Here is a 19,313-nt window from a genome sequence, read left to right as displayed (position 1 = left end):
AATTGTCACATTCAAAACGGCTACCTTATTTGGTAGCCGTTTCTATACTTTCTGAAAAATCTATCGTAAATATTGTTTCATTATTGGCGGAATATAGATCGTATGGATGGTTTAATGTGGAGAGGATGCTTTTTACTAAGTAAAGACCGATACCAGTCGCTTCTCCTTTTGTACGACCTTTAGTTCCTGTGTAAAATAATTCAAAAACACGCTTTATTTCACTTTCAGGTATCGTTTCTCCTTTATTTTTAATGAGTAACCGTCCATTTTCATAATGGATCATAATGGATGATTGTTTCTCTCCATATTTAACAGCGTTACTTAATAACTGGTAAACAACAACCTTTAGCCACTTACGATCTGAATAAAGCAATATATGCTCCGGTATGGTGCTTTTAGGAAATATTTCTTCCTCAATAAAATAATCCCTTAAATCGTTAATAACTTCCTGTACGACATGTTTTAACAGAATTGGTTCTATTTTTAAATCTGCTAATAATTTAGTAGAACGACTATACGTTAGTAACTGATTTAAAGAGAAATTCAGCTTATCACATTCAATTTTTACTTTTTGCCATTCTACAAATGAATTTGGTTCCTTAAACTGATTGGATTGTATAAGCAGTTGAATGACAGAAAGTGGCGTTTTCATTTGATGGACTGCATGAGAAATCATTAATTGCTGATCATGTAAAGAACTCTTATACTCCTCTTCTTTTGATAGAAATAAGGATTGAATATATTGCAATTGTGTTGCGTACGCTTTCTCGTATGGGGCAACTGGTTGATAAATCATGAAACTGTCTGTGTGTATACTCTTTTTCTCAATATGTGCATACATTTTCTTACGACGTAAATAACGGAAGAGAAGTAAGACGATTAATAAAGAAAAAGCTAAAAATACAAAATAGGCATAATGATTTTCAAAGCCGTCTAATTGATGAATAGCAATTGGTAAGCTAATAAATGTAATGATATAAAGGATAATAAAGCTGATATGGTCTTTTAAAAATAACTTCATACGAGTTTCTCCGTTAACTGATAGCCGATTCCTCGAATAGTTGAAATTTCTAAAGTAGAATGAATTGCTTCTAATTTCTTTCGTAATCTTGCAATATTTACTGTTAATGTATTTTCCTCCACAAATTCTTCCTCATCCCAAATGGCTGTAAGTAGTTGCTGTCTTGTTACAACATTAGGATACGCTTCAAAGAACATTATACAAAGCTGGAGTTCTTTTACCGTTAATAACTCCTCCTGTTTAGATGTACATAGTCGCACAGTATCCAAGTTTAAAATTGTATTCCCTTGTTTTAAAATTCTCATCTGTATATTCTTTGCGTATTCCCCATAAACACGGCGAATTTGTCCATTTATTTTGGCAAGTACTACTCCTAATAAAAAGGGTTTTGTAATGAAATCATCAGCCCCATTCTCTATCCCATACACTTGATCTGATTCATTTATACGAGCAGAAAGAATTACAATAGGACAATTCGATACCTGTCTTATTTTACGAGACCAATAATAGCCATCAAAGGCAGGAAGAGTGATGTCCATTATGACAAGATGGGGTTGAAAATCCTGAAAAACTTCTAGTATCCTTTCAAAATCTTCTACAATGAGGCAATGATAGCCGTATTTTTCAAGATGGCTTTTTAGCGTACCTGCGATATTCATTTCATCTTCAACAATCAATAATTTATACATCTAATCCTCCTGTTTCTTTATTAACTTTATCCTATATCTTAATTTTAAACTATTATTACTTGGGGTCCCACCCCGTATCCATCAACTTAAGAGTTGTATATTTGTATTTTTATAAAGTGAAATTTTAATTAGTGGGATCTTACTGATCGTAAATAGCGGAATAAAATTAAGAGCGACTTATTAGAACTAGAAAAAGGCAGTTACTTCTTTTTTAGAAGGACTGTCTTTTTTAGTGTTTGAAAAGTTTCCATAGCTTTCTATTATATTACATACTCCTTTTTATTTATAATTCTTAATATAAAATATGAACGCTTTTTGATACTTGCTTTTATTTTTGTTATATGTTCTAGTTGACGGACATATAAACCGATGGTAGAGTTTTTTTTGCAGCAACTAATGAAGTGCAAAAATGGCGTTATGCTTATAAAATCATAATAGAAAACAACAGGGTACGCATAGTTAAATTTGTGTATGGGGGAATAGAAATCTTTTTACTCATGACCATTTCAGCTATGTTTTTTTATTTTAAGTATTTGTCGCTATTGAATAGACTGATCATGATAGAGAAAGGGTGAAATGAATGAAGGAATCTTTAAAATTACAATTTCAAAATACACGTTTTACTTTGTTTGTTGCTTTGGCAGTATGGCTAAAAACTTACATAATTACACGGACGAGTTTTGATTTGAAACTTGAATCTTTCATGCAAGAATTGATCTTATTCATTAGTCCATTAGCAGCATCATTACTGTTTGTGGGTCTCGCATTATTCGCAAAAGGAAAGAAACGTAATTATATAGCACTTGGAATTGATTTTATTTTAACAATCGTTCTTGTTGGTAACGTAATGTTCTACGGATTTTACAATGACTTCGTTACTTTACCGGTACTTGGACAAACCTCTAACTTTGGACAGTTAGGATCCAGTGTGAAAGAACTATTTAATTATAAAATCATTGTTGCATTTGCTGATATTATTATCTTTTCGGTTCTATTAAAGAGAAAGAAGGAATTTGCAAAAACTGAGCGTGTATCACACCCAGTACGTTTTTTATATTTTGTAGTAACAATTGGTATTTTCTTTGTAAACTTAAATCTTGCAGAAAAAGAGCGTCCGGAGTTATTAACACGTTCTTTTGACCGCGTTATGCTCGTAAAGAACTTAGGTTTATATACTCACCAAGTATATGATCTTGGCTTACAAGCAAAATCAAGTTCACAAAAAGCATTTGCTGATGGTAGCAAATTACAAGAAACAGAAAACTATGTGAAGACAATACAAAGTAAACCAGATCCAAATATGTTTGGCGCGGCAAAAGGGAAAAACGTAATTGTCGTTTCTCTTGAATCACTACAAACGTTCTTAATTGGTGCAAAAGTCGGCGATCAGGAAGTTACACCATTCTTAAACCAATTTGCAAAAGAAAGTTATTACTTCGATAACTTCTTCCACCAAACTGGTCAAGGAAAAACTTCAGATGCTGAGTTCTTAGTGGATACATCGCTATATCCGTTAAACCGCGGTGCTGTATTCTTTACACACGGTAACAATGAATATACTGCAACACCAGAAATTCTGCGTCAGCAAGGGTATTACACAGCTGTATTCCATGCAAACAACGCAACATTCTGGAACCGCAACATCATGTATCCAGCACTTGGTTATGATCGTTATTACAACGAACTTGACTATAAAATTACTCCAGAAACAAAATTAAACTGGGGATTAAAAGATATCGAGTACTTTAATCAATCAGTGGATATGTTAAAACAAGTGAAGCAACCATTCTACACTCGCTTCCTTAGTTTAACCAATCACTATCCATTTACGTATGATGACGATACAAAATTAATTGAGCCTTACAACTCTGGTGACCGCGTATTTGACGATTACATGGTAACAGCTCGTTACTTAGACGAAGCACTGAAAAACTTTATTGAACGTCTAAAAGCAGAAGGTATTTATGATAACTCTGTTATCGTATTCTATGGTGACCACTATGGTATTTCTGAAAACCATAACCGTGCAATGGCACAATTCTTAGGAAAAGAAGAAATTACAACATTTGATCATATGAATTTACAACGTACACCAATGTTCATTCATGTTCCAGGTCAAACAGAAGGTCAAACAATTTCAAAACCAACTGGTGAAATTGATATTAAACCAACAATTCTAAACTTACTTGGTGTTGATTCAAGCGATGACGTTCGTTTTGGTCATGACGTATTCTCACCAGATAATAAAGGATTCGTTGTTCTTCGTGACGGTAGTTTTGTTACAGAGAAGTATATGTATGCAAACAGTACATTCTATGACCGTACAACTGGTGAAGTCGTAGAGGTACCAAAAGAAGAAGCACAAGCAATGATTGATCGTGCCCAAAATGAACTGCGCATGTCTGACGAATTGATTCAGGGAGACTTGCTTCGCTTCTCTGACAGTAACAAAATCAAGACAGGTGAAGTAAAAACAATTATCCAAGAAGAGAAAAAAGCATCTAAGTAAATGTAACAACCAAGATTTTTGATAACCCTCATTCAAAGTTCTAATTGAATGAGGGTTAAGTTTTGTAAGAAGTTTAATCATTTCTGAAATTTCGTGATTGACATTTTATAAATTATTCATGTACAATAAACATGAATGACATTCAGTCATTTTATTTCGTGGAAGGGTGTAGATAATGAGTAAAAAAGAAAAAATTGTATACGCTGCTATCGAATGTTTTAGGGAAAAAGGGATTGAAAAAACAAAGATTTCGGACATTGTGAAATCAGCTGGTATTGCTCAAGGAACCTTCTATTTATATTTTTCTTCAAAACTATCCGTAGTGCCTGCTATTGCAGAAGTTATGGTTGAGAAGATGATATGTGCAGTTGAAGAAAAAACAAAAGCTAGCTCTTCTTTCTTAGATACATTGTCGCAAATTGTAGATGCAATTTTTGATTTTACAAAGGAACATCACGAAATACAAGCATTAATATATGTCGGTTTAGCATCAACTGAACATATAAAAAAGTGGGAGAGTGTATATCAACCTCTTTATATTTGGGTAAAACGCTTTTTAGAAGAAGCGAAGGATGCTAATGTTATACGGAATTCTATTCATGTTGAAAGAACCTCAAAACTTTTTATTGCTTTAGTTGAATCGGCAGCAGAACAAATTTATTTATATGATCAAACAAAAGAGGAGGAAGCGAATTTACAAAAAGCTGAAGTTTTGGATTTTTTAACACATGCATTGAATATAAGAAAATAACTATCCATTAGTTATAACATAATGGATAAATTTTCAGTCAAAAAAATGAATGACAGTCAGTCATAAGAGGTGGAATGTATGAAAAATAAAGCTTGGTTATATGTAATATTAACATGTATTTTTGAAGTTTTTTGGGTGTTTGGTTTTAATACTGCTCACGCATGGTGGCATTGGGTAATAATTTTAGGGATTATTGTTGTTGATTTTTATATGCTTTCTAAAGCGTGTGAACATCTTGCGACAGGAACAGTATATGCCGTTTTTGCCGGAGCAGGAACTGTGGGAACTTTCTTAATGGACGTTTTTCTTTTTGGTGGAAGCTTTAGTCTAGGGAAATTATTTTTCATAGTTATGGTAGTAGCTGGCGTTATTGGCCTAAAGTTAGCTGATAACAAAGAAGTAGAAGAAGAAGTTATGAAAGGAGCTGCTTAAGGATGGGATGGATTTTTGTCCTTTGTGCCGCAATTAGTGAAATTGTTGGTGTAATAGGTCTTAAAATGTACAGTAAGGATAAATCAGTAACAAATGGTGCTATTTATATAGGAGGATTTGGTATTTCTTTCGCATTCTTATACACATCTTTCCTATTTTTACAGGTAAGTGTAGCTTATGCAGTTTGGATTGGGATAGGAACAGCAGGTGCCGTTTTGTTAAATATGTTCCTATTTGGAGAATCAAAAAGTAAGGCACGTATGATTAGTGTGGCTCTTATTGTATGCGGAGTGACAGGTTTAAAGGCTCTTTCTTAAAGATAGAAAAAATTTATTAAAAATATCGTATAGGAGGAGCTGTAATGTCTTATTTAATTTACTTTGCTATGATTATAAGTGTACCACTATATGCACAATTTAGAGTGAAAAAAACGTATAGTAAATATAAAGAAGTACTTTCAACATCAGGTATGACAGGAGCTGAATCAGCACGGAAAATTTTAGATGAAAATGGTTTGTATCATGTGGCTGTGGAAGAAACTCCGGGACATTTATCTGATCATTATGATCCAACTGCGAAAACAGTTCGTTTATCAACTGAGAATTATTATGGCCGTTCAGTTGCTGGAACAGCTGTAGCGGCACATGAGGTAGGGCATGCAATTCAAGATGCGAATGATTACAGTTTTATGCGTTTGCGTCATTCATTAGTGCCAGTCGCAAATTTGGGTTCAAATATATCGTGGATATTCATTATGATTGGAATGTTTACAACAATGACAAACATGTTATTGTTAGGAATTATTTTAATGGCAGCAGGTGTCCTTTTTCAAATGGTTACATTACCAGTTGAAATTGATGCCTCGAAGCGTGCAATGCATCAAATGAAGGCGTTGGGAATTGTTTCAAATGATGAATATGGGCAAGCTCGTAAAGTATTAAGTGCAGCTGCTTTAACGTATATTGCTGCTGCCGCGGTAGCGGTATTGGAGCTAGTTCGTTTATTGCTTATTTACACAGGTATGCAACGGAATGAAGAGTAGAGATAAAAAACATATATATTTTGATTTAATCTCCTAATAGAAAAAGAAGGAACATTCTTCTATGTTCTATTAGGAGATTTTTCTATGGAGAAAAATTCACGTTAACTGTCACTCTATTGTTGACAGTACAATAAATCTTCATATAGAATGAGTGACAGTCATTCTATACGCGTGTGAAAGGACTCAGATAATGAATAAAAAAGAGAAAATTGTTTATGCAGCTATTGAAGTGTTTCAGGAAAAAGGAGTTGAAAAAACAAAGATCTCTGACATTGTGAAATTGGCTGGCATTGCCCAAGGAACTTTCTATTTGTATTTTCCTTCTAAATTATCTGTTATGCCTGCAATAGCAGAAGTTATGGTTGAAAAGATGATACGTGCAGTAAAAGAAAGGGTACAGAATAATGAACCTTTTTCAAAAAAAGTGAAGCAAGTAATAGATGCGGTTTTTGACTTTATAGCGCAATATCGTGAAATACAAGCATTAATGTATGCTGGTCTTGCATCCACTGAGCATATAAAAGAATGGGAAACTGTATATCAGCCTCTTTATATGTGGTTAAGTCAATTCTTAAGTGAAGCAAAAGATTCAGGTGCAATTCGTAATTCTATTCATGTTGAAAGAACTGCAAAGTTATTTATCGCTCTTGTTGAATCTGCAGCAGAACAAGTTTATTTATATGATCATAAAAAGGATGATCAGGCCGATCTTCAGAAAGCTGAAGTACTAGATTTTTTAACACATGCATTGGATATTCAAGAATAAACAGTTAGGTGAATCCATTTATAGCAAAGAGATGGGTTCATTTTGCTTAAAATGAATGATAGTCAGTCATTTTAGGGGAGGTTTATGAAAAATAAGGTAAGAGGTAAATACTATAAATAAATCGCATCGTTCAATTCATATAGAGGATATAAATTTCAGCAAATAGTGATCTTATTTTTATGTCCCCATTTGTGGGGATGAAGAATTTTCGCTAATTAAAACCCTTTTGGGTATTATTTTTTGAGAAGAATTTCACATCAATGATTTTTACAGAAAGAGGTGTTGATAAATGAAGAAATCAATAAAAGAACAAAAGATGGTATTAATCATTCTTCTTAGTAATATATTCATTGCATTTCTCGGAATTGGTCTTATTATCCCAGTTATGCCGTCATTCATGAATATTATGCAATTATCAGGAAAAACGATGGGGTATCTTGTTGCAGTGTTTGCAGTGGCACAATTACTGATGTCGCCATTAACAGGACGCTGGGTTGATCGGTATGGTAGGAAGAAAATTATCATAATTGGTTTATTTCTTTTTGGTACTTCAGAACTTATCTTTGGTTTAGGAAGAGATGTATGGGTACTTTATATATCAAGGATGTTAGGGGGAATTAGTGCTGCTTTTATTATGCCTGGTGTTACGGCATATGTTGCAGATATTACCTCAGTTCAGGAACGACCAAAAGCGATGGGATATCTTTCTGCGGCTATTAGTACAGGGTTTATTATTGGGCCTGGAATCGGTGGTTTTATTGCAGAATACGGTATACGTGTACCCTTCTTTTTTGCGGCAGCCATTGCCTTTATCGCATGCGTTTCTTCTATATTTATTCTGAAAGAGCCGTTAACGGCGGAACAGCTAGCAGAAATTTCTGCTAATACGAAGCAAACAAACTTTATGAGCGATTTAAAAAAATCACTAAATCCGGTATACTTTATCGCATTTGTTATTGTGTTTGTACTTGCTTTTGGTTTATCGGCATATGAAACTGTTTTTAGTCTGTTTTCTGATCATAAATTCGGTTTCACACCGAAGGATATTGCTAGTATTATTACAATAAGCTCAATCTTTGGTGTTGTTGTACAGGTATTTCTATTTGGAAAGTTAGTAGATATACTTGGTGAAAAAGTCTTGATTCAAGTCTGTTTAATTACAGGTGCCATATTGGCGGTAGTATCCACCTTAATCTCTAATTTTTGGGTAGTATTGGCTGTAACTTGTTTTATCTTTCTCGCATTCGATTTGCTTCGTCCGGCATTAACGACATTTTTATCAAAAGCAGCTGGAAAAGAGCAAGGGTTTGTTGCTGGAATGAACTCAACTTATACAAGTTTAGGAAATATTGTTGGGCCGGCTATGGGAGGAATACTATTTGATATAAACATCCACTATCCGTATCTTTTCTCTGCTTTCATTATGGCTATTGGCATCGGTATTACAGTCATGTGGAAAGAAAAACAAATGGTAGAAAGTTTAGCGAAATAATGAAAAACAAGTGGAGTTAAATTTTTAAATACACTTTAAAAATGAGTAAAAAGCTCCTTTGAAATTTGAAGGGGCTTTTATCCCGCATTAACAGGCAGTAATACTCCCACCTCAAAATTTGGCGGAAGCAAAGAAGTTAGGTGGGAGATAAACTGCCTGTAAAAGCCCGATTGGTGCGGGCTAATAATCAGTGGGGGATGAAGAAAACCCCCACTGATTAAAGTTTCACTTTATAAATCTATAGAAATTGCTGTAATGAATTTTCATTTTTTAATAGAAATCTTGATTTCTTGTGGAATTCAAATGGCGATAGATTGATAATAAGAGTTCAAAAACGATATAGAGAGGAAGTAAAAACATGGATTACTTTATTAGTAAAGATGGCTTTAGCCTGAAAGAGATTGAAGAGGTTGCCAGAGTAGAAAATGAAGACTATTTTAAAATTGTAAATAAAGTAAAAGAATATCATAGTATAGCGAAATGCAAGGTCGTTTATCCTAAAAATTTATTAAAAAATAAAAATGGCATTGAAATCTTATTCTTTTTTGATAATTATCTTGTTATCGGCATGTTAGATGAAGATAAAAATGTAGTTATGGCAAGATTAAAGTATGATAATATCACTGAGGTTAAAATGTGGTTTCGTAATAGTACGGAATACGGTTCTGTAAATGCAGCTTTAGTAATTTTTAATACAGGAAAGGAAATTACTTTGGATAGTTTGAAAGATGCTGATGGGGCAAAAATACGTCATTATGTAACAAAAATTGATAATATTTATAGTATTATTTGAGTGATTGTGCGATAAGCTACCTTTTGATTATCTGCTTTGAATACGGTTGAGGATGGAGTTCTGATGTAGAAACATGAATCAATCTTATCAATTTTTAAAACACATCAAGTATATTCATTAACTAGTTGATATAGTTGCGTAGGAATCAAAAACGTAATGCATACGATTGAAAATGTGTCTAAGCATAAAATTTTTATATATATATTTATTGTTATATCAAAAGATTATTTTCGGATGATAAATGTATGATTTTGATGTCAGATTAATATTAAAATGCTTGTAGCATAATAAAAATATAATTGTTAAGATGAATGTAAGTGGTAAATAGGAGGTAAAAGTATCGATAAATATAATGGGGTTTAGATGTGGTAAATACGTAGTAAACAAGTAAGTATGTTATGAGTGAGATTAAGTGGCATCAGTAATAAAAAACAGTAAATGAAAAAGTAGTATAACGATAATAACGCACGAACTGACATCAATTAGAAATGGGAAAAATCCTTGTAACTTTTCATCTAACTTAGAATAGGTCCTAAAGTCATGAAATGTTTAAAAACGTATAGTCAATGTATTCTCAATGCATAAGCAAAGTGTTAATGAAGTTAGTAACAAAAGAAGGGGAATTTAAACATGCAATAAAATGACTGATTGTCATTCATGGAGATTTCCTGAAAATAATCAAATTATGATTTGAACGTATATGTAAAAGCGAAATTCACACGGGTTTTAACACGAGATTTACCATGTTAAGTAAAAGAAGTAACAGACAAAAGTAATATGAGACATTAACGAAAAATAGTATAAATAAAACAAGCAACGTCACTAGAGCACCTAAAGTATAATTAATAAAGCATAAGCAATGTCATAAGAAATAGCAAGATAAATTAGTTAAGGGATAGGCTATCCTTTAAAACTACGTTATTTCAAATTGAAACGTTTTCGATTTGAAAACTGATAAATCCCTTAAGATTTACGATTACTTTACCAGATGCAACCTCGAAATATAAAATGGATTAACATTTACACTTTTCAAGAATGATATGCAAATCAAAAAACATCCCTCGTTTTTGCTTTGCATTTATAATTCCGATTATAGCTTTGAATGTTGTATATGTAGCGTTTAAGCGTCCATATAATACCACGATAAATAACAAAGGAGATTGACCGCCAAGGATTTGTATGTAGGCTGTCATCTCCTTTGTTATTTTATTATTTAAGTAATAGTGGAGGTTTTGCTATTTTTAAAAAGAGTCTGTCTTCATAGTCCGTTAGTTGACTCTGTTGGATGAATCCATAGTTTTGAAAAGTCTGTCCAACCAAAAGAATCAATTGTTACGTTCTTTAGAGACGATGGGTATGTTTTCTTTTTTAAAACATGATAATTAAATAAAATAATATATTCCGTTTGAAGGAATCTTTCAATTTCGTACATAAGCTCATAACGCTTCTCTTTATTCTCTTCCAATAAGAATGCATCTAGTAAACAATCAATCTGCTTTTTGTAGTGAGGATGCATAAAGCGATTGATAAAACAGCTTTTACTTTTAAATACATTTAGAAAGGCGATTTCTAAATCAGAAGCAAATACTTCTCCCATTAAAATAATATCAGCGTGTTGATCAATAGAACGATCTGAGTAGTCTGAGACTGGAAAAGGATGGAGCTGTATTTGAACTCCTAAACTTTGACAGCGCTCTTTTAGCCAGAGGGCATCGTAAGCACTGTCTTTAAATGAAAAGAAATAGATGTGTATAGTTTCCCCTTGATATGTACTCTTTTGCAAGTATTCTTTTGCTTTATGTAAAGAATAGGATAGTTTTATTGTTGCTCGGCTTCTACTTGGAAAGAAGCTGGATGCAGGGATAGTCCGCATACCTTTTAAATCATGAATAATAGATTCAACATCATATAGTTCCCTCCAAGCTTTTCGAAAATAAATATCATGATGTGGACCAGGCTTTGTAAAGTTGAAAGCAGCATATATACACCCGGTTTCTTCTATTTGCACTTCGTATTCTTTTGTATGTTCAGTATTTGGTAGTTCATAATGTGTATGTATTTGTGCATGTTCTGGAATACGCCAAAACTCAATACGATCAAGCAAAGCACGTTCTTTAAAATGGCCCGTAAATGCTTCCAATATAACTTGATCTTCGTCATAACAATGTAATTTAAAAGCGCCCGTCCCGATATAATGATGATTTTGTATTTCTACATCATGCGGTAAAATGGCTAATTGCATCGAACTTACATAATGTAGAAAAAACAAGTTCGGCTTTTGCAAGTGAAAGCTGATTTGTAACGGTGATGGTGTTTCAATCTGTACAATCTCTTCTGTTAGCCAGGCATAGGGAGATTGAACACACCGTAGTCTTTCAAATGAAAATTGAACATCTTTAGAAGATAAAATTGTTCCATGATGAAACTGGATGCCTTTTCGTAAATAGAAGGTCCAGGTAAGTTGATCCTTACTAACCTCCCATGTATGTGCGAGGTGTGGCTCAATTTCTTCTGTGGCGTAGTTGTAATGAACTAATGTATCAAAAATTTGACTAATGAGATGACTTTCTGTTGTGACAGCTGCAAAGGCTGGATCAAGTGGCAATATTTTTCTCGAACAAGGTATCTTTAATACGTCATACATATCGTTTAAAGGCTGGTATCCAAAGTGCTGCTGTAGTTTTTCTTCTAAGCTTTTTCGAAGGGAAGGTGGAAATGGTTGTTTTAAAAGAAGAAATACTTCTTTTAATTTATCTTGTTGTAAGAGAGATTCAGCATAGGGCATAACTACTTCTGAAATGGTATGGAGAAAGAGAATTTCACTTTTATTTCCTCGCCCTCGTCCTGGTGTCCACGTAATTAATTTGTCTTCCGTCATTTTTCTAAGTAAAATTTTCACATTCTTTGTACTGCAATATAAAATATCTGCTAATTCATGCAAGCTATTTTGCATGTATTGTTTTTCTGGATCATGCAATCGTAGTTGAATATAATAGTCCATCACTTTCATGTTTAAATGACTCCTTCTTATTAAAAGGGGAAATTCTTTAGAATATTCTAACCTTTTTCTTCCACTTTTTCAAAGTAAAATGAATACACATAAGGGGGAGGAAAAGAATGGGATTTTGGAGTATGCATCGCAATATAAAAATTAGAATTATAACTTCATTTTTAACACGCACTGTATCAACAATGATTTTCCCGTTTATGGCGATTTATTTTTCAGTAAAACTGGGTAGTGTCCTTGCAGGTGTCTTATTACTAATAAACGTAATGACGGCACTTGTCATTGGGCTTTATGGCGGTTATATTGGAGATCAATTAGGACGAAAAAAGGTTATGATTATAGGGCAAGTGATACAAGTAGTTTCGATTGCTTGTATGGGAATCGCGAATTCAGATTATGTAGATTCACCTTGGCTCACTTTCGTTTTTATGTTAACGCATAGTCTTGGTTCAGGGCTTATGAATCCGGCAACAGAGGCAATGCTAATTGATGTAAGTACACCTGAGAATCGAAAAATCATGTATAGTATCAATTATTGGGCAATCAACTTGTCTATTGCGATTGGAGCGATATTTGGGGGATTATTATTTGAACATTACCGTTTTCAACTATTTGTATTATTAACAGTAGTAGCGCTGCTGACGCTGTATTTAATTGCTGTATATATAGAAGAAGTATATGTCGCTCGGCCAATTATAAAAAAGAAGCATGTGCTAAAGGACATGGTTGAAAGTTATAAAGTTGTTATGACAGATGGGGCATTTTTAATATTTTGTTTGGCGAGTATATGTACTTTATCGTTAGAATTTCAGCTTAATAATTATTTAGGTGTACGCTTGCAAAAGGAATTTGAAACAATTCAGTTTGTATTTGGAAATGATATTCGTTTTGATTTAACAGGTATCCGTATGCTAAGTTGGATTTCCGCAGAGAATACGATTTTGATTGTTTTATTTTCAGCTCTTGTTATTAAAATGATGAAGCGTTTTAATGATTTGAAAATATTATATGTAGGGTTGTTTATCTATACAATTGGATTCACTATACTTGGATCAAGTAATAGCTTGTTGATTTTATTAATAGCTGGTCTGTTTCAAACGGTTGGCGAGATGATGTATGTGCCAGTTCGTCAATCCATTATGGCTGATATGGTTCCGGATGATGCACGGAGCTCTTATATGGCTATCAATGGTATGGTATTTCAAGTGGCAAAAATGAATGGAGCATTAGGCGTTATGCTCGGTTCATTCATTGCATCATGGGGAATGAGTCTTGTTTATTTTTTGATTGGTGTAAGCAGTATTGTATTGTTTATGAAAGCGATCAGAAGGAATGAATATCGTGAAGAAAGCATAACTCATCTTGGATAGGATTATACAAAAAACGGATCATTTTTTAGAATGATTCGCTTTTTATCCCGTAAAAGCCCGATTGGTTTAACTAACCATCAGTGGGGGATGAAGAAAACCCCCACTGATGGAAGTTTCACTTTATATAGCCACTTGCTTCTAAAAAGGATCAGTTTCCGCTAGGTCATTGATAGCACTTGGATTTGTTAAAAGATTTTTTAGTTCACCTACTTCAGAGAGAGCGACAAGGATATAGCCACTAATTAGTACAATGAGTCCAATGACCCTTAATGTTTGTAAGCTAATTTCTCTTTTGTTTTCTTCAGAATTATTTGGGGGCGTTGAGGTTTGCTTGTTGTTCATAGTAGGGCTCCCATCTTTTTTGTTTATATATGTGATGAACAATTGCATAACTTATGGATGGTAAATAAAATGAGTCAAAATTATAGTCATTTTCACTATATGAGAAATGCCTAAAAAAGTGATTAGAAATTAGCGGAAGTGTGTTGGGAAATGAAAAAAAGACTGTGAACAACAGTCTTTTTTCATTAAACATTCTTTTGTTTTTTAAAAGCTCGTTGATGAAAGCTTTGTTTTATAAAGAAGAAATAAGTTTTTTTGTTTTTGGAATGATAATAAATTTGATAAAAAGTATGCTGATTACAATAGTTAAAAAAGCAGGCAAAAACTGCTGTATAGAAACAAGTATCATGACTGTAAATACTATTAATTGAACGATTGCTAATAAAAACACAAGGGTAAGAAATTGGCGTATCCTTTCTTTAACTGGAATGGGATATAATGCTACAATATTATTTCCCAAAAAATATTTCCATAAGGAACGCAATTGCATAGAGGTCATATATAAGAGACAACAAGTAATAGCGCCTTTTACAAATACATTTGGTACGAAATATAAAATGAAAGAACCAATGGCAGTTAATCGAATATATATACCAAAATAATCATTTGCACGTAAGAATGATAAAGTGTTCAAATATAAAAAAGTAGATTGTTTTTTATGTAATATAGGTTCTAACCAACTTGTTAACCATTTTCTTTGTTTTACTTGTTTTTTCAGATGAGGAACATCGGTGAAAAAGTTTGCAAATTGGTAAAAGTGCATGTCCATTTTTTCTTCTTGTTCAATGATATATTCCCAGTTAATTCGTTTTGTTGGTTGTTTTACTGTATAAATAAGTATAAAGGTTGGAAGCAAAAGAACAGCACCTAATAGAACGACTGATACGGACTGGAAGAGCATATAAAGAGTAAGTGCGTTACAAGTGAAACGAATGATAAACCAGATTTGGCTGTTATAGTGATCACGCCAAATCCAATTGATATATAGGTTCCAACTTTTTAGCAACATTAAAATGAAAAAGATCGTACATAAGAATGGAACAGTTGTCTGTAATGTTTGCATTGCTAGTGGTGTAATGATTAGAAACGTAAATAACAATGGAAATAGCTGCATGACATAATTATATAGAAGAGATTGTTTGAAATAAGATGCTAATTTCTCTTCTAGTGCCAGTAAATACACAGCGTCAGGTTTCTGGAGAAACGTACGAATTGGGCATCTAGTTATAACGATTGTAAGTACAATTATGATGAGTAATAATGAGATTCCTTTAGAAGGAGATGTTTTCAGAAACTTTGCGTAATAATATGCGCCCACGCATGAAATAAAGATGAAGCTATATAATAAACCACTAATCATACGTGCAAAGTACATGATGACATTTTGAAGATGCTTTTGGAAACGAGAGCTCCATAGTGTTTCAATTGACATGTTTTTCACCTCTATCTTTCATTATAAAGGTTTCTTGTTGAGACCAAAATAAAAACGAGCAAGTTGCTTTATGCAGCTTGCTCGTTTTTATTTCTTTTTTCATCACGATTCATTAATGGATAAAAGGCAAAGCCAATTACAAATAAGCCGATTCCAAGAAGGAATGTTTTTATATCTGAGGATCCAGTTTTAATGACCCATAGTGCATAGCAAAGTGCAATGACTGCGACAATACCATCCATAATTCGTGAACCCATTTCATTTTTATATGTTTCACCAGTTGTAACAAGTTTTAATTGGAAGATTGGTGAAACGAGATAAGGGATTAAGTAAGCTAAGGTTGAGACAGTAATAACGAATGTATAGGCCTCGGCAATCGTCCCTGATAACGTTGAGAACAAGAAGACTTGTGACATAATGTTTGTCAGTCTTAGTGAATAAATTGGACTACCTTTTTTATTTGTTTTTGCGAAGAAGGAAGGGAAAAATCCTTCTTTTGCCGCTTGATATGGTACTTCTGAGCTTAATAAAATCCAACCTAATATTGAGCCGAATAGGGAAGTAAGAGCAAGTAAAGCCATTAATTTCCCGCCGCCATGACCCATTGCAGCATTTAATGCATCAGCTAATGGGCGTTCAGAAGTTTGTAGTTTATCCATATGAAGCACACCCATTGTTAAAATGGTAATTCCTAAATAAATGGCAACAGTTATTAATAAGCCAGCGACAGTTGCATGTTTTACCGTTTTTGGAGATTTGGCACGGTTTGATAAAAGAACGGCTGATTCAATACCGATAAATGCCCAAAGTGTTGTGAGAGCAGCTAAATTCACTTGTGAAAGCAGTCTGTGTGACACGCCTTCTTTATCAATCATTGGTGTGTACCATTGTCCAAATTTTGAAGCTTGAAATGCAAACAAAGTAACAACGATGAATAGAAGGAATCCAGTCACTTTCGTTGTTGTTGCTAAGAAGTTTAATTTCCCAGCTCCGTTTACACCGTTGGTTAAAATCATATGCGTTCCCCATAATAAAAAAGAACAGATGGAGAATGTAATAAGCTTTCCAACTTCCACATTGAAAGTTCCAATTGAAAATAAGAGGCGTGTATCTTTCATAATCGGGAAGAAGAGAGATAAGTAACCTGCAAAAGATGTAATAATAGCAACATTACTTGCCCAGTTTGCGACCCAATAGCCCCAAACCATGCTGAATCCAGCCATTTTTTTCTTTTTTGGTGATGAGAATAATGCATATGCATGACTTTGTGGCCCTGTTGTTAAATCGGGACGACGAATTGCTAAATTACCGAAAACAAGAGCTAGCATTAAAACACCAAACCCTGTTGTTAACCAAGCTAAAGTAACACCGAGAGGGCTTGCTGTTTGCGCTAATGTACTAGGCACCATGAAAATACCAGCGCCAACCATATTGCCGACAACGAATGCTGTCAGTACCCAAAAGCCCCATTTTTTTTGTTGCATAAAAAATACCTCCAAAGTTAGTATAACCAAGTCAAGCGAGGAGATATGTATGTCTTCCAAAAATGAAAGAAAGGTAAGCTTCATACAAAACGAAAAAAGCACGTGTCATTGTCGCTACGTGCTTTCTATCTTATAGGAAACCCACGACATACCTCTCGATAGCTCTCCACAAACAAAATGTTTGTGACAGTTCTGCACTTATTAAATAACAGACCCAGCAAGAATGCATGGTGGACATTGCTTACTTCGGCAACCATTCCTTTTTCATTCGTTCATCGATGCCACTACATCTCCCGAAATGATACTCTTAATGACTGCAACCTCTACCTCACCGAGATACGAATGAGGATTTATGTATTAAATTAACATAATCAAGGGTAACAAATGTATTTTTATACGTCAATGGATATAGTAATAATCAGATTATAGTGAACAATTTGTCATTAAAAGTAGGGACGAGAATGTTGTTTGAGAAATAAAAAAGAAGCTAGATCTACAGCCGTAGACTAGCTTCTAAAATAAAATGTTAAATTAAGTTTAATACAGTTACTTTTTCACGTGTCATAGACTCAAGGCTCTTACGAATACCTTGTGCTCCCATACCAGAACCTTTTACACCGATGAATGGGAAGTGGTCAGGGCCACGCTCTGTACGTCCGTTAATTTGAACAGAACCAGTGTCAATTTTGTTAGCAATTGCAAATGCTTTGTTAATGTCTTTAGTGAAGACACTTGCTTGTAAGCCGAAATCTGATTTATTCGCAATTTCAATTGCTTGCTCATCAGAAGAAACGCGGATGATTGGAAGGATTGGGCCGAATGGCTCTTCCCAAGCAACTTTCATTTCTTCTGTTACATTGTCAATTAATGTTGGGTAAATTAAGTTGCGCTCGCGTTTGTTACCAATCACGATTGTAGCGCCTTTTTCCACTGCATCGTCAACTAATCCTTGAACGAAATCAGCAGATTTATCGTCAATTAATGGAACGATTGTGCTGTCTTGTTCTGGAGAACCAACAGATAGTTCAGCTACTTGTTCTTTTAATAAGCTAACAAGCTCGTCCGCTACATTTTCATGTACAAGCACGCGCTTGATTGCAGTACAACGTTGACCTGAGTATGAGAATGCACCGCTAACGATATGTTTTGCAGCTTCTTGTAAATCAGCATCTTCGCGTACGATACCAGGGTCTTTACCGCCAAGTTCTAATACAAGCGGAATCATAGCAGCTTTTTTCGCTAAGTGAGCACCTGTATTCGTACCACCTGTGAACGATACCATATTTACGCCAGGATGTTCTACTAAGTAGTCACCGATAACAGAACCGCGTCCTGTTGCTACGTTTACAAGTCCTTTTGGGAGACCTGCTTTATGAAGAGCTTCAACCATTTTAATACCGCTAATTGCGCCTTGTGTTGCTGGTTTAAAGATAACGGCGTTCCCCATAATAAGAGCTGGTGCAAGTTTTGCAGCAGATAAGTTTACAGGGTAGTTAAATGGTGCGATTGCTAAAATTACGCCACGTGGTGCACGTTGAACGATTGCAAGTTTAGATTTAGATCCACCAGGGAAGCTATCACCCATCATGCTTTCGCCATGCATATGAAGTGCTTCGTCTACAGTGTAGCGAATTAAGTCCGCTGTACGAACAACTTCTTTTTTCGCATCTTTATAACCTTTACCGACTTCTTTCATTACAACATCGGCAATTTCATCTTGCATATTTACGAGCTCATCAGCCCATTTATATAAATATTTTGCACGTTCTTGAAGAGAAGCTTCAGCCCATTCTTTTTGAGCTTCTTTTGCTGATGCAATTGCTTCGTCAACTTCTTCACGAGTAATCGCTTGTACTTGTCCAATTACTTCATGTAAATATGGTGATGGAATATCAATTGTTTGCCCAGAAGAGCTTTCTCTCCATTCACCGTTTAAATAAAATTTGTACGTATTGCTAGTTGTCATGATTTGTCCTCCTAAAATAGCAACTTGTAAGAGTGAGTATATGGTGATTGTAGGGGGTTTGAGAATATTTTTCAAACAAAATGTTTATGAAAACGATTTCTTGTGTGATTTTAATTTTGTATGCCCTTTCTGAAAGGGGTTTACTTTATTTTTAAGTGAAATATAGGGTTTATAAATAGTATTAATAGATAATTTTTTTCGAGTATGGGAAAGGGAG

Annotated in this window: 16 protein-coding genes and 1 riboswitch; of the genes, 9 read left to right on the top strand and 7 right to left on the bottom strand. The window is 34.2% G+C overall.

Annotated elements, in window-relative coordinates; translation table 11 throughout:
- Positions 1-25: 25 nt before the first annotated feature.
- Both Y7E_RS0120480 and Y7E_RS0120475 read right to left on the bottom strand, forming a co-directional pair.
- Entirely contained in the window at positions 26-1,021 is a 996-nt protein-coding gene (locus Y7E_RS0120480; protein WP_017153137.1) for a sensor histidine kinase, read from the bottom strand.
- Positions 1,018-1,710, bottom strand: coding sequence for a response regulator transcription factor (locus Y7E_RS0120475; protein ID WP_017153136.1), 693 nt, complete (start codon positions 1,708-1,710; stop codon positions 1,018-1,020). The genes Y7E_RS0120480 and Y7E_RS0120475 overlap by 4 nt, the downstream gene beginning before the upstream one ends.
- 580 nt (positions 1,711-2,290) lie before the next feature.
- Between Y7E_RS0120475 and Y7E_RS0120470 the strand changes: the two genes are divergently transcribed.
- The 8 genes from Y7E_RS0120470 (at position 2,291) to Y7E_RS0120435 (ending at position 9,495) form a co-directional block, all read left to right on the top strand.
- Complete coding sequence (locus Y7E_RS0120470; RefSeq protein WP_017153135.1) at positions 2,291-4,219, top strand: LTA synthase family protein; 1,929 nt, start codon at positions 2,291-2,293, stop codon at positions 4,217-4,219.
- A 172-nt stretch (positions 4,220-4,391) separates the two neighbouring features.
- Positions 4,392-4,970, top strand: a complete 579-nt coding sequence (locus tag Y7E_RS0120465; RefSeq protein WP_313771950.1) for a TetR/AcrR family transcriptional regulator — start codon at positions 4,392-4,394, stop codon at positions 4,968-4,970.
- A 78-nt stretch (positions 4,971-5,048) separates the two neighbouring features.
- Positions 5,049-5,402, top strand: coding sequence for a DMT family transporter (locus Y7E_RS0120460; RefSeq protein ID WP_017153133.1), 354 nt, complete (start codon positions 5,049-5,051; stop codon positions 5,400-5,402).
- Positions 5,403-5,404: 2 nt separating this feature from the next.
- Positions 5,405-5,719 carry a DMT family transporter gene (locus Y7E_RS0120455; RefSeq protein ID WP_017153132.1) on the top strand — a complete coding sequence of 105 codons (315 nt, stop codon included), beginning with the start codon at positions 5,405-5,407 and terminating at the stop codon, positions 5,717-5,719.
- A gap of 44 nt (positions 5,720-5,763) precedes the next feature.
- Complete coding sequence (locus tag Y7E_RS0120450; protein WP_017153131.1) at positions 5,764-6,444, top strand: zinc metallopeptidase; 681 nt, start codon at positions 5,764-5,766, stop codon at positions 6,442-6,444.
- 187 nt (positions 6,445-6,631) lie between these two features.
- A complete protein-coding gene (locus Y7E_RS0120445) occupies positions 6,632-7,210 on the top strand; it encodes a TetR/AcrR family transcriptional regulator (RefSeq protein WP_026049287.1) in 579 nt (192 codons plus the stop codon).
- Positions 7,211-7,499: 289 nt separating this feature from the next.
- Positions 7,500-8,702, top strand: a complete 1,203-nt coding sequence (locus Y7E_RS0120440; protein ID WP_017153129.1) for an MFS transporter — start codon at positions 7,500-7,502, stop codon at positions 8,700-8,702.
- 358 nt (positions 8,703-9,060) lie between these two features.
- Positions 9,061-9,495 (top strand): DUF3908 family protein, encoded by a 435-nt coding sequence (locus Y7E_RS0120435; RefSeq protein ID WP_017153128.1) that lies wholly within the window; start codon positions 9,061-9,063, stop codon positions 9,493-9,495.
- 1,258 nt (positions 9,496-10,753) lie between these two features.
- Here Y7E_RS0120435 and Y7E_RS0120430 read toward each other — a convergent pair.
- Entirely contained in the window at positions 10,754-12,505 is a 1,752-nt protein-coding gene (locus tag Y7E_RS0120430; RefSeq protein ID WP_017153127.1) for an SgrR family transcriptional regulator, read from the bottom strand.
- A 107-nt stretch (positions 12,506-12,612) separates the two neighbouring features.
- On the opposite strand from Y7E_RS0120430, the gene Y7E_RS0120425 reads away from it, so the two are divergent.
- Positions 12,613-13,872, top strand: coding sequence for an MDR family MFS transporter (locus Y7E_RS0120425; protein WP_017153126.1), 1,260 nt, complete (start codon positions 12,613-12,615; stop codon positions 13,870-13,872).
- 138 nt (positions 13,873-14,010) lie between these two features.
- Here Y7E_RS0120425 and Y7E_RS0120420 read toward each other — a convergent pair whose 3' ends face one another.
- From Y7E_RS0120420 to gapN, 4 genes are all read right to left on the bottom strand, one after another.
- Positions 14,011-14,214: a hypothetical protein gene (locus Y7E_RS0120420; RefSeq protein WP_017153125.1), complete on the bottom strand. Its 204-nt coding sequence runs from the start codon at positions 14,212-14,214 to the stop codon at positions 14,011-14,013.
- Between the two features lie 232 nt (positions 14,215-14,446).
- Positions 14,447-15,646, bottom strand: coding sequence for an ABC transporter permease (locus tag Y7E_RS0120415; protein ID WP_017153124.1), 1,200 nt, complete (start codon positions 15,644-15,646; stop codon positions 14,447-14,449).
- Between the two features lie 68 nt (positions 15,647-15,714).
- Positions 15,715-17,130 carry an amino acid permease gene (locus Y7E_RS0120410; protein WP_017153123.1) on the bottom strand — a complete coding sequence of 472 codons (1,416 nt, stop codon included), beginning with the start codon at positions 17,128-17,130 and terminating at the stop codon, positions 15,715-15,717.
- Between the two features lie 151 nt (positions 17,131-17,281).
- A riboswitch (Lysine riboswitch) is annotated at positions 17,282-17,464 on the bottom strand.
- 192 nt (positions 17,465-17,656) lie between these two features.
- Positions 17,657-19,096 (bottom strand): NADP-dependent glyceraldehyde-3-phosphate dehydrogenase, encoded by a 1,440-nt coding sequence (gene gapN, locus Y7E_RS0120405; protein ID WP_017153122.1) that lies wholly within the window; start codon positions 19,094-19,096, stop codon positions 17,657-17,659.
- Between the last annotated feature and the right edge of the window lie 217 nt (positions 19,097-19,313).

Origin of the sequence: Bacillus bingmayongensis (genome assembly GCF_000299035.1) — a bacterium.
Lineage (GTDB): Bacteria > Bacillota > Bacilli > Bacillales > Bacillaceae_G > Bacillus_A > Bacillus_A bingmayongensis.
Note: the sequence above shows the minus strand (reverse complement) of the source record. Positions and strands in the feature narration are given on the sequence as shown.

What these genes read in the sequence shown, in the direction of transcription:
- Y7E_RS0120440 (WP_017153129.1), top strand. Translation starts at nt 7,500, where the DNA reads ATGAAGAAATCAATAAAAGAACAAAAGATGGTATTAATCATTCTTCTT.
- Y7E_RS0120455 (WP_017153132.1), top strand. Translation starts at nt 5,405, where the DNA reads ATGGGATGGATTTTTGTCCTTTGTGCCGCAATTAGTGAAATTGTTGGT.
- Y7E_RS0120480 (WP_017153137.1), bottom strand. Translation starts at nt 1,021, where the DNA reads ATGAAGTTATTTTTAAAAGACCATATCAGCTTTATTATCCTTTATATC.
- Y7E_RS0120435 (WP_017153128.1), top strand. Translation starts at nt 9,061, where the DNA reads ATGGATTACTTTATTAGTAAAGATGGCTTTAGCCTGAAAGAGATTGAA.
- Y7E_RS0120420 (WP_017153125.1), bottom strand. Translation starts at nt 14,214, where the DNA reads ATGAACAACAAGCAAACCTCAACGCCCCCAAATAATTCTGAAGAAAAC.
- gapN (WP_017153122.1), bottom strand. Translation starts at nt 19,096, where the DNA reads ATGACAACTAGCAATACGTACAAATTTTATTTAAACGGTGAATGGAGA.
- Y7E_RS0120410 (WP_017153123.1), bottom strand. Translation starts at nt 17,130, where the DNA reads ATGCAACAAAAAAAATGGGGCTTTTGGGTACTGACAGCATTCGTTGTC.
- Y7E_RS0120470 (WP_017153135.1), top strand. Translation starts at nt 2,291, where the DNA reads ATGAAGGAATCTTTAAAATTACAATTTCAAAATACACGTTTTACTTTG.
- Y7E_RS0120475 (WP_017153136.1), bottom strand. Translation starts at nt 1,710, where the DNA reads ATGTATAAATTATTGATTGTTGAAGATGAAATGAATATCGCAGGTACG.
- Y7E_RS0120425 (WP_017153126.1), top strand. Translation starts at nt 12,613, where the DNA reads ATGGGATTTTGGAGTATGCATCGCAATATAAAAATTAGAATTATAACT.
- Y7E_RS0120415 (WP_017153124.1), bottom strand. Translation starts at nt 15,646, where the DNA reads ATGTCAATTGAAACACTATGGAGCTCTCGTTTCCAAAAGCATCTTCAA.
- Y7E_RS0120460 (WP_017153133.1), top strand. Translation starts at nt 5,049, where the DNA reads ATGAAAAATAAAGCTTGGTTATATGTAATATTAACATGTATTTTTGAA.
- Y7E_RS0120430 (WP_017153127.1), bottom strand. Translation starts at nt 12,505, where the DNA reads ATGAAAGTGATGGACTATTATATTCAACTACGATTGCATGATCCAGAA.
- Y7E_RS0120450 (WP_017153131.1), top strand. Translation starts at nt 5,764, where the DNA reads ATGTCTTATTTAATTTACTTTGCTATGATTATAAGTGTACCACTATAT.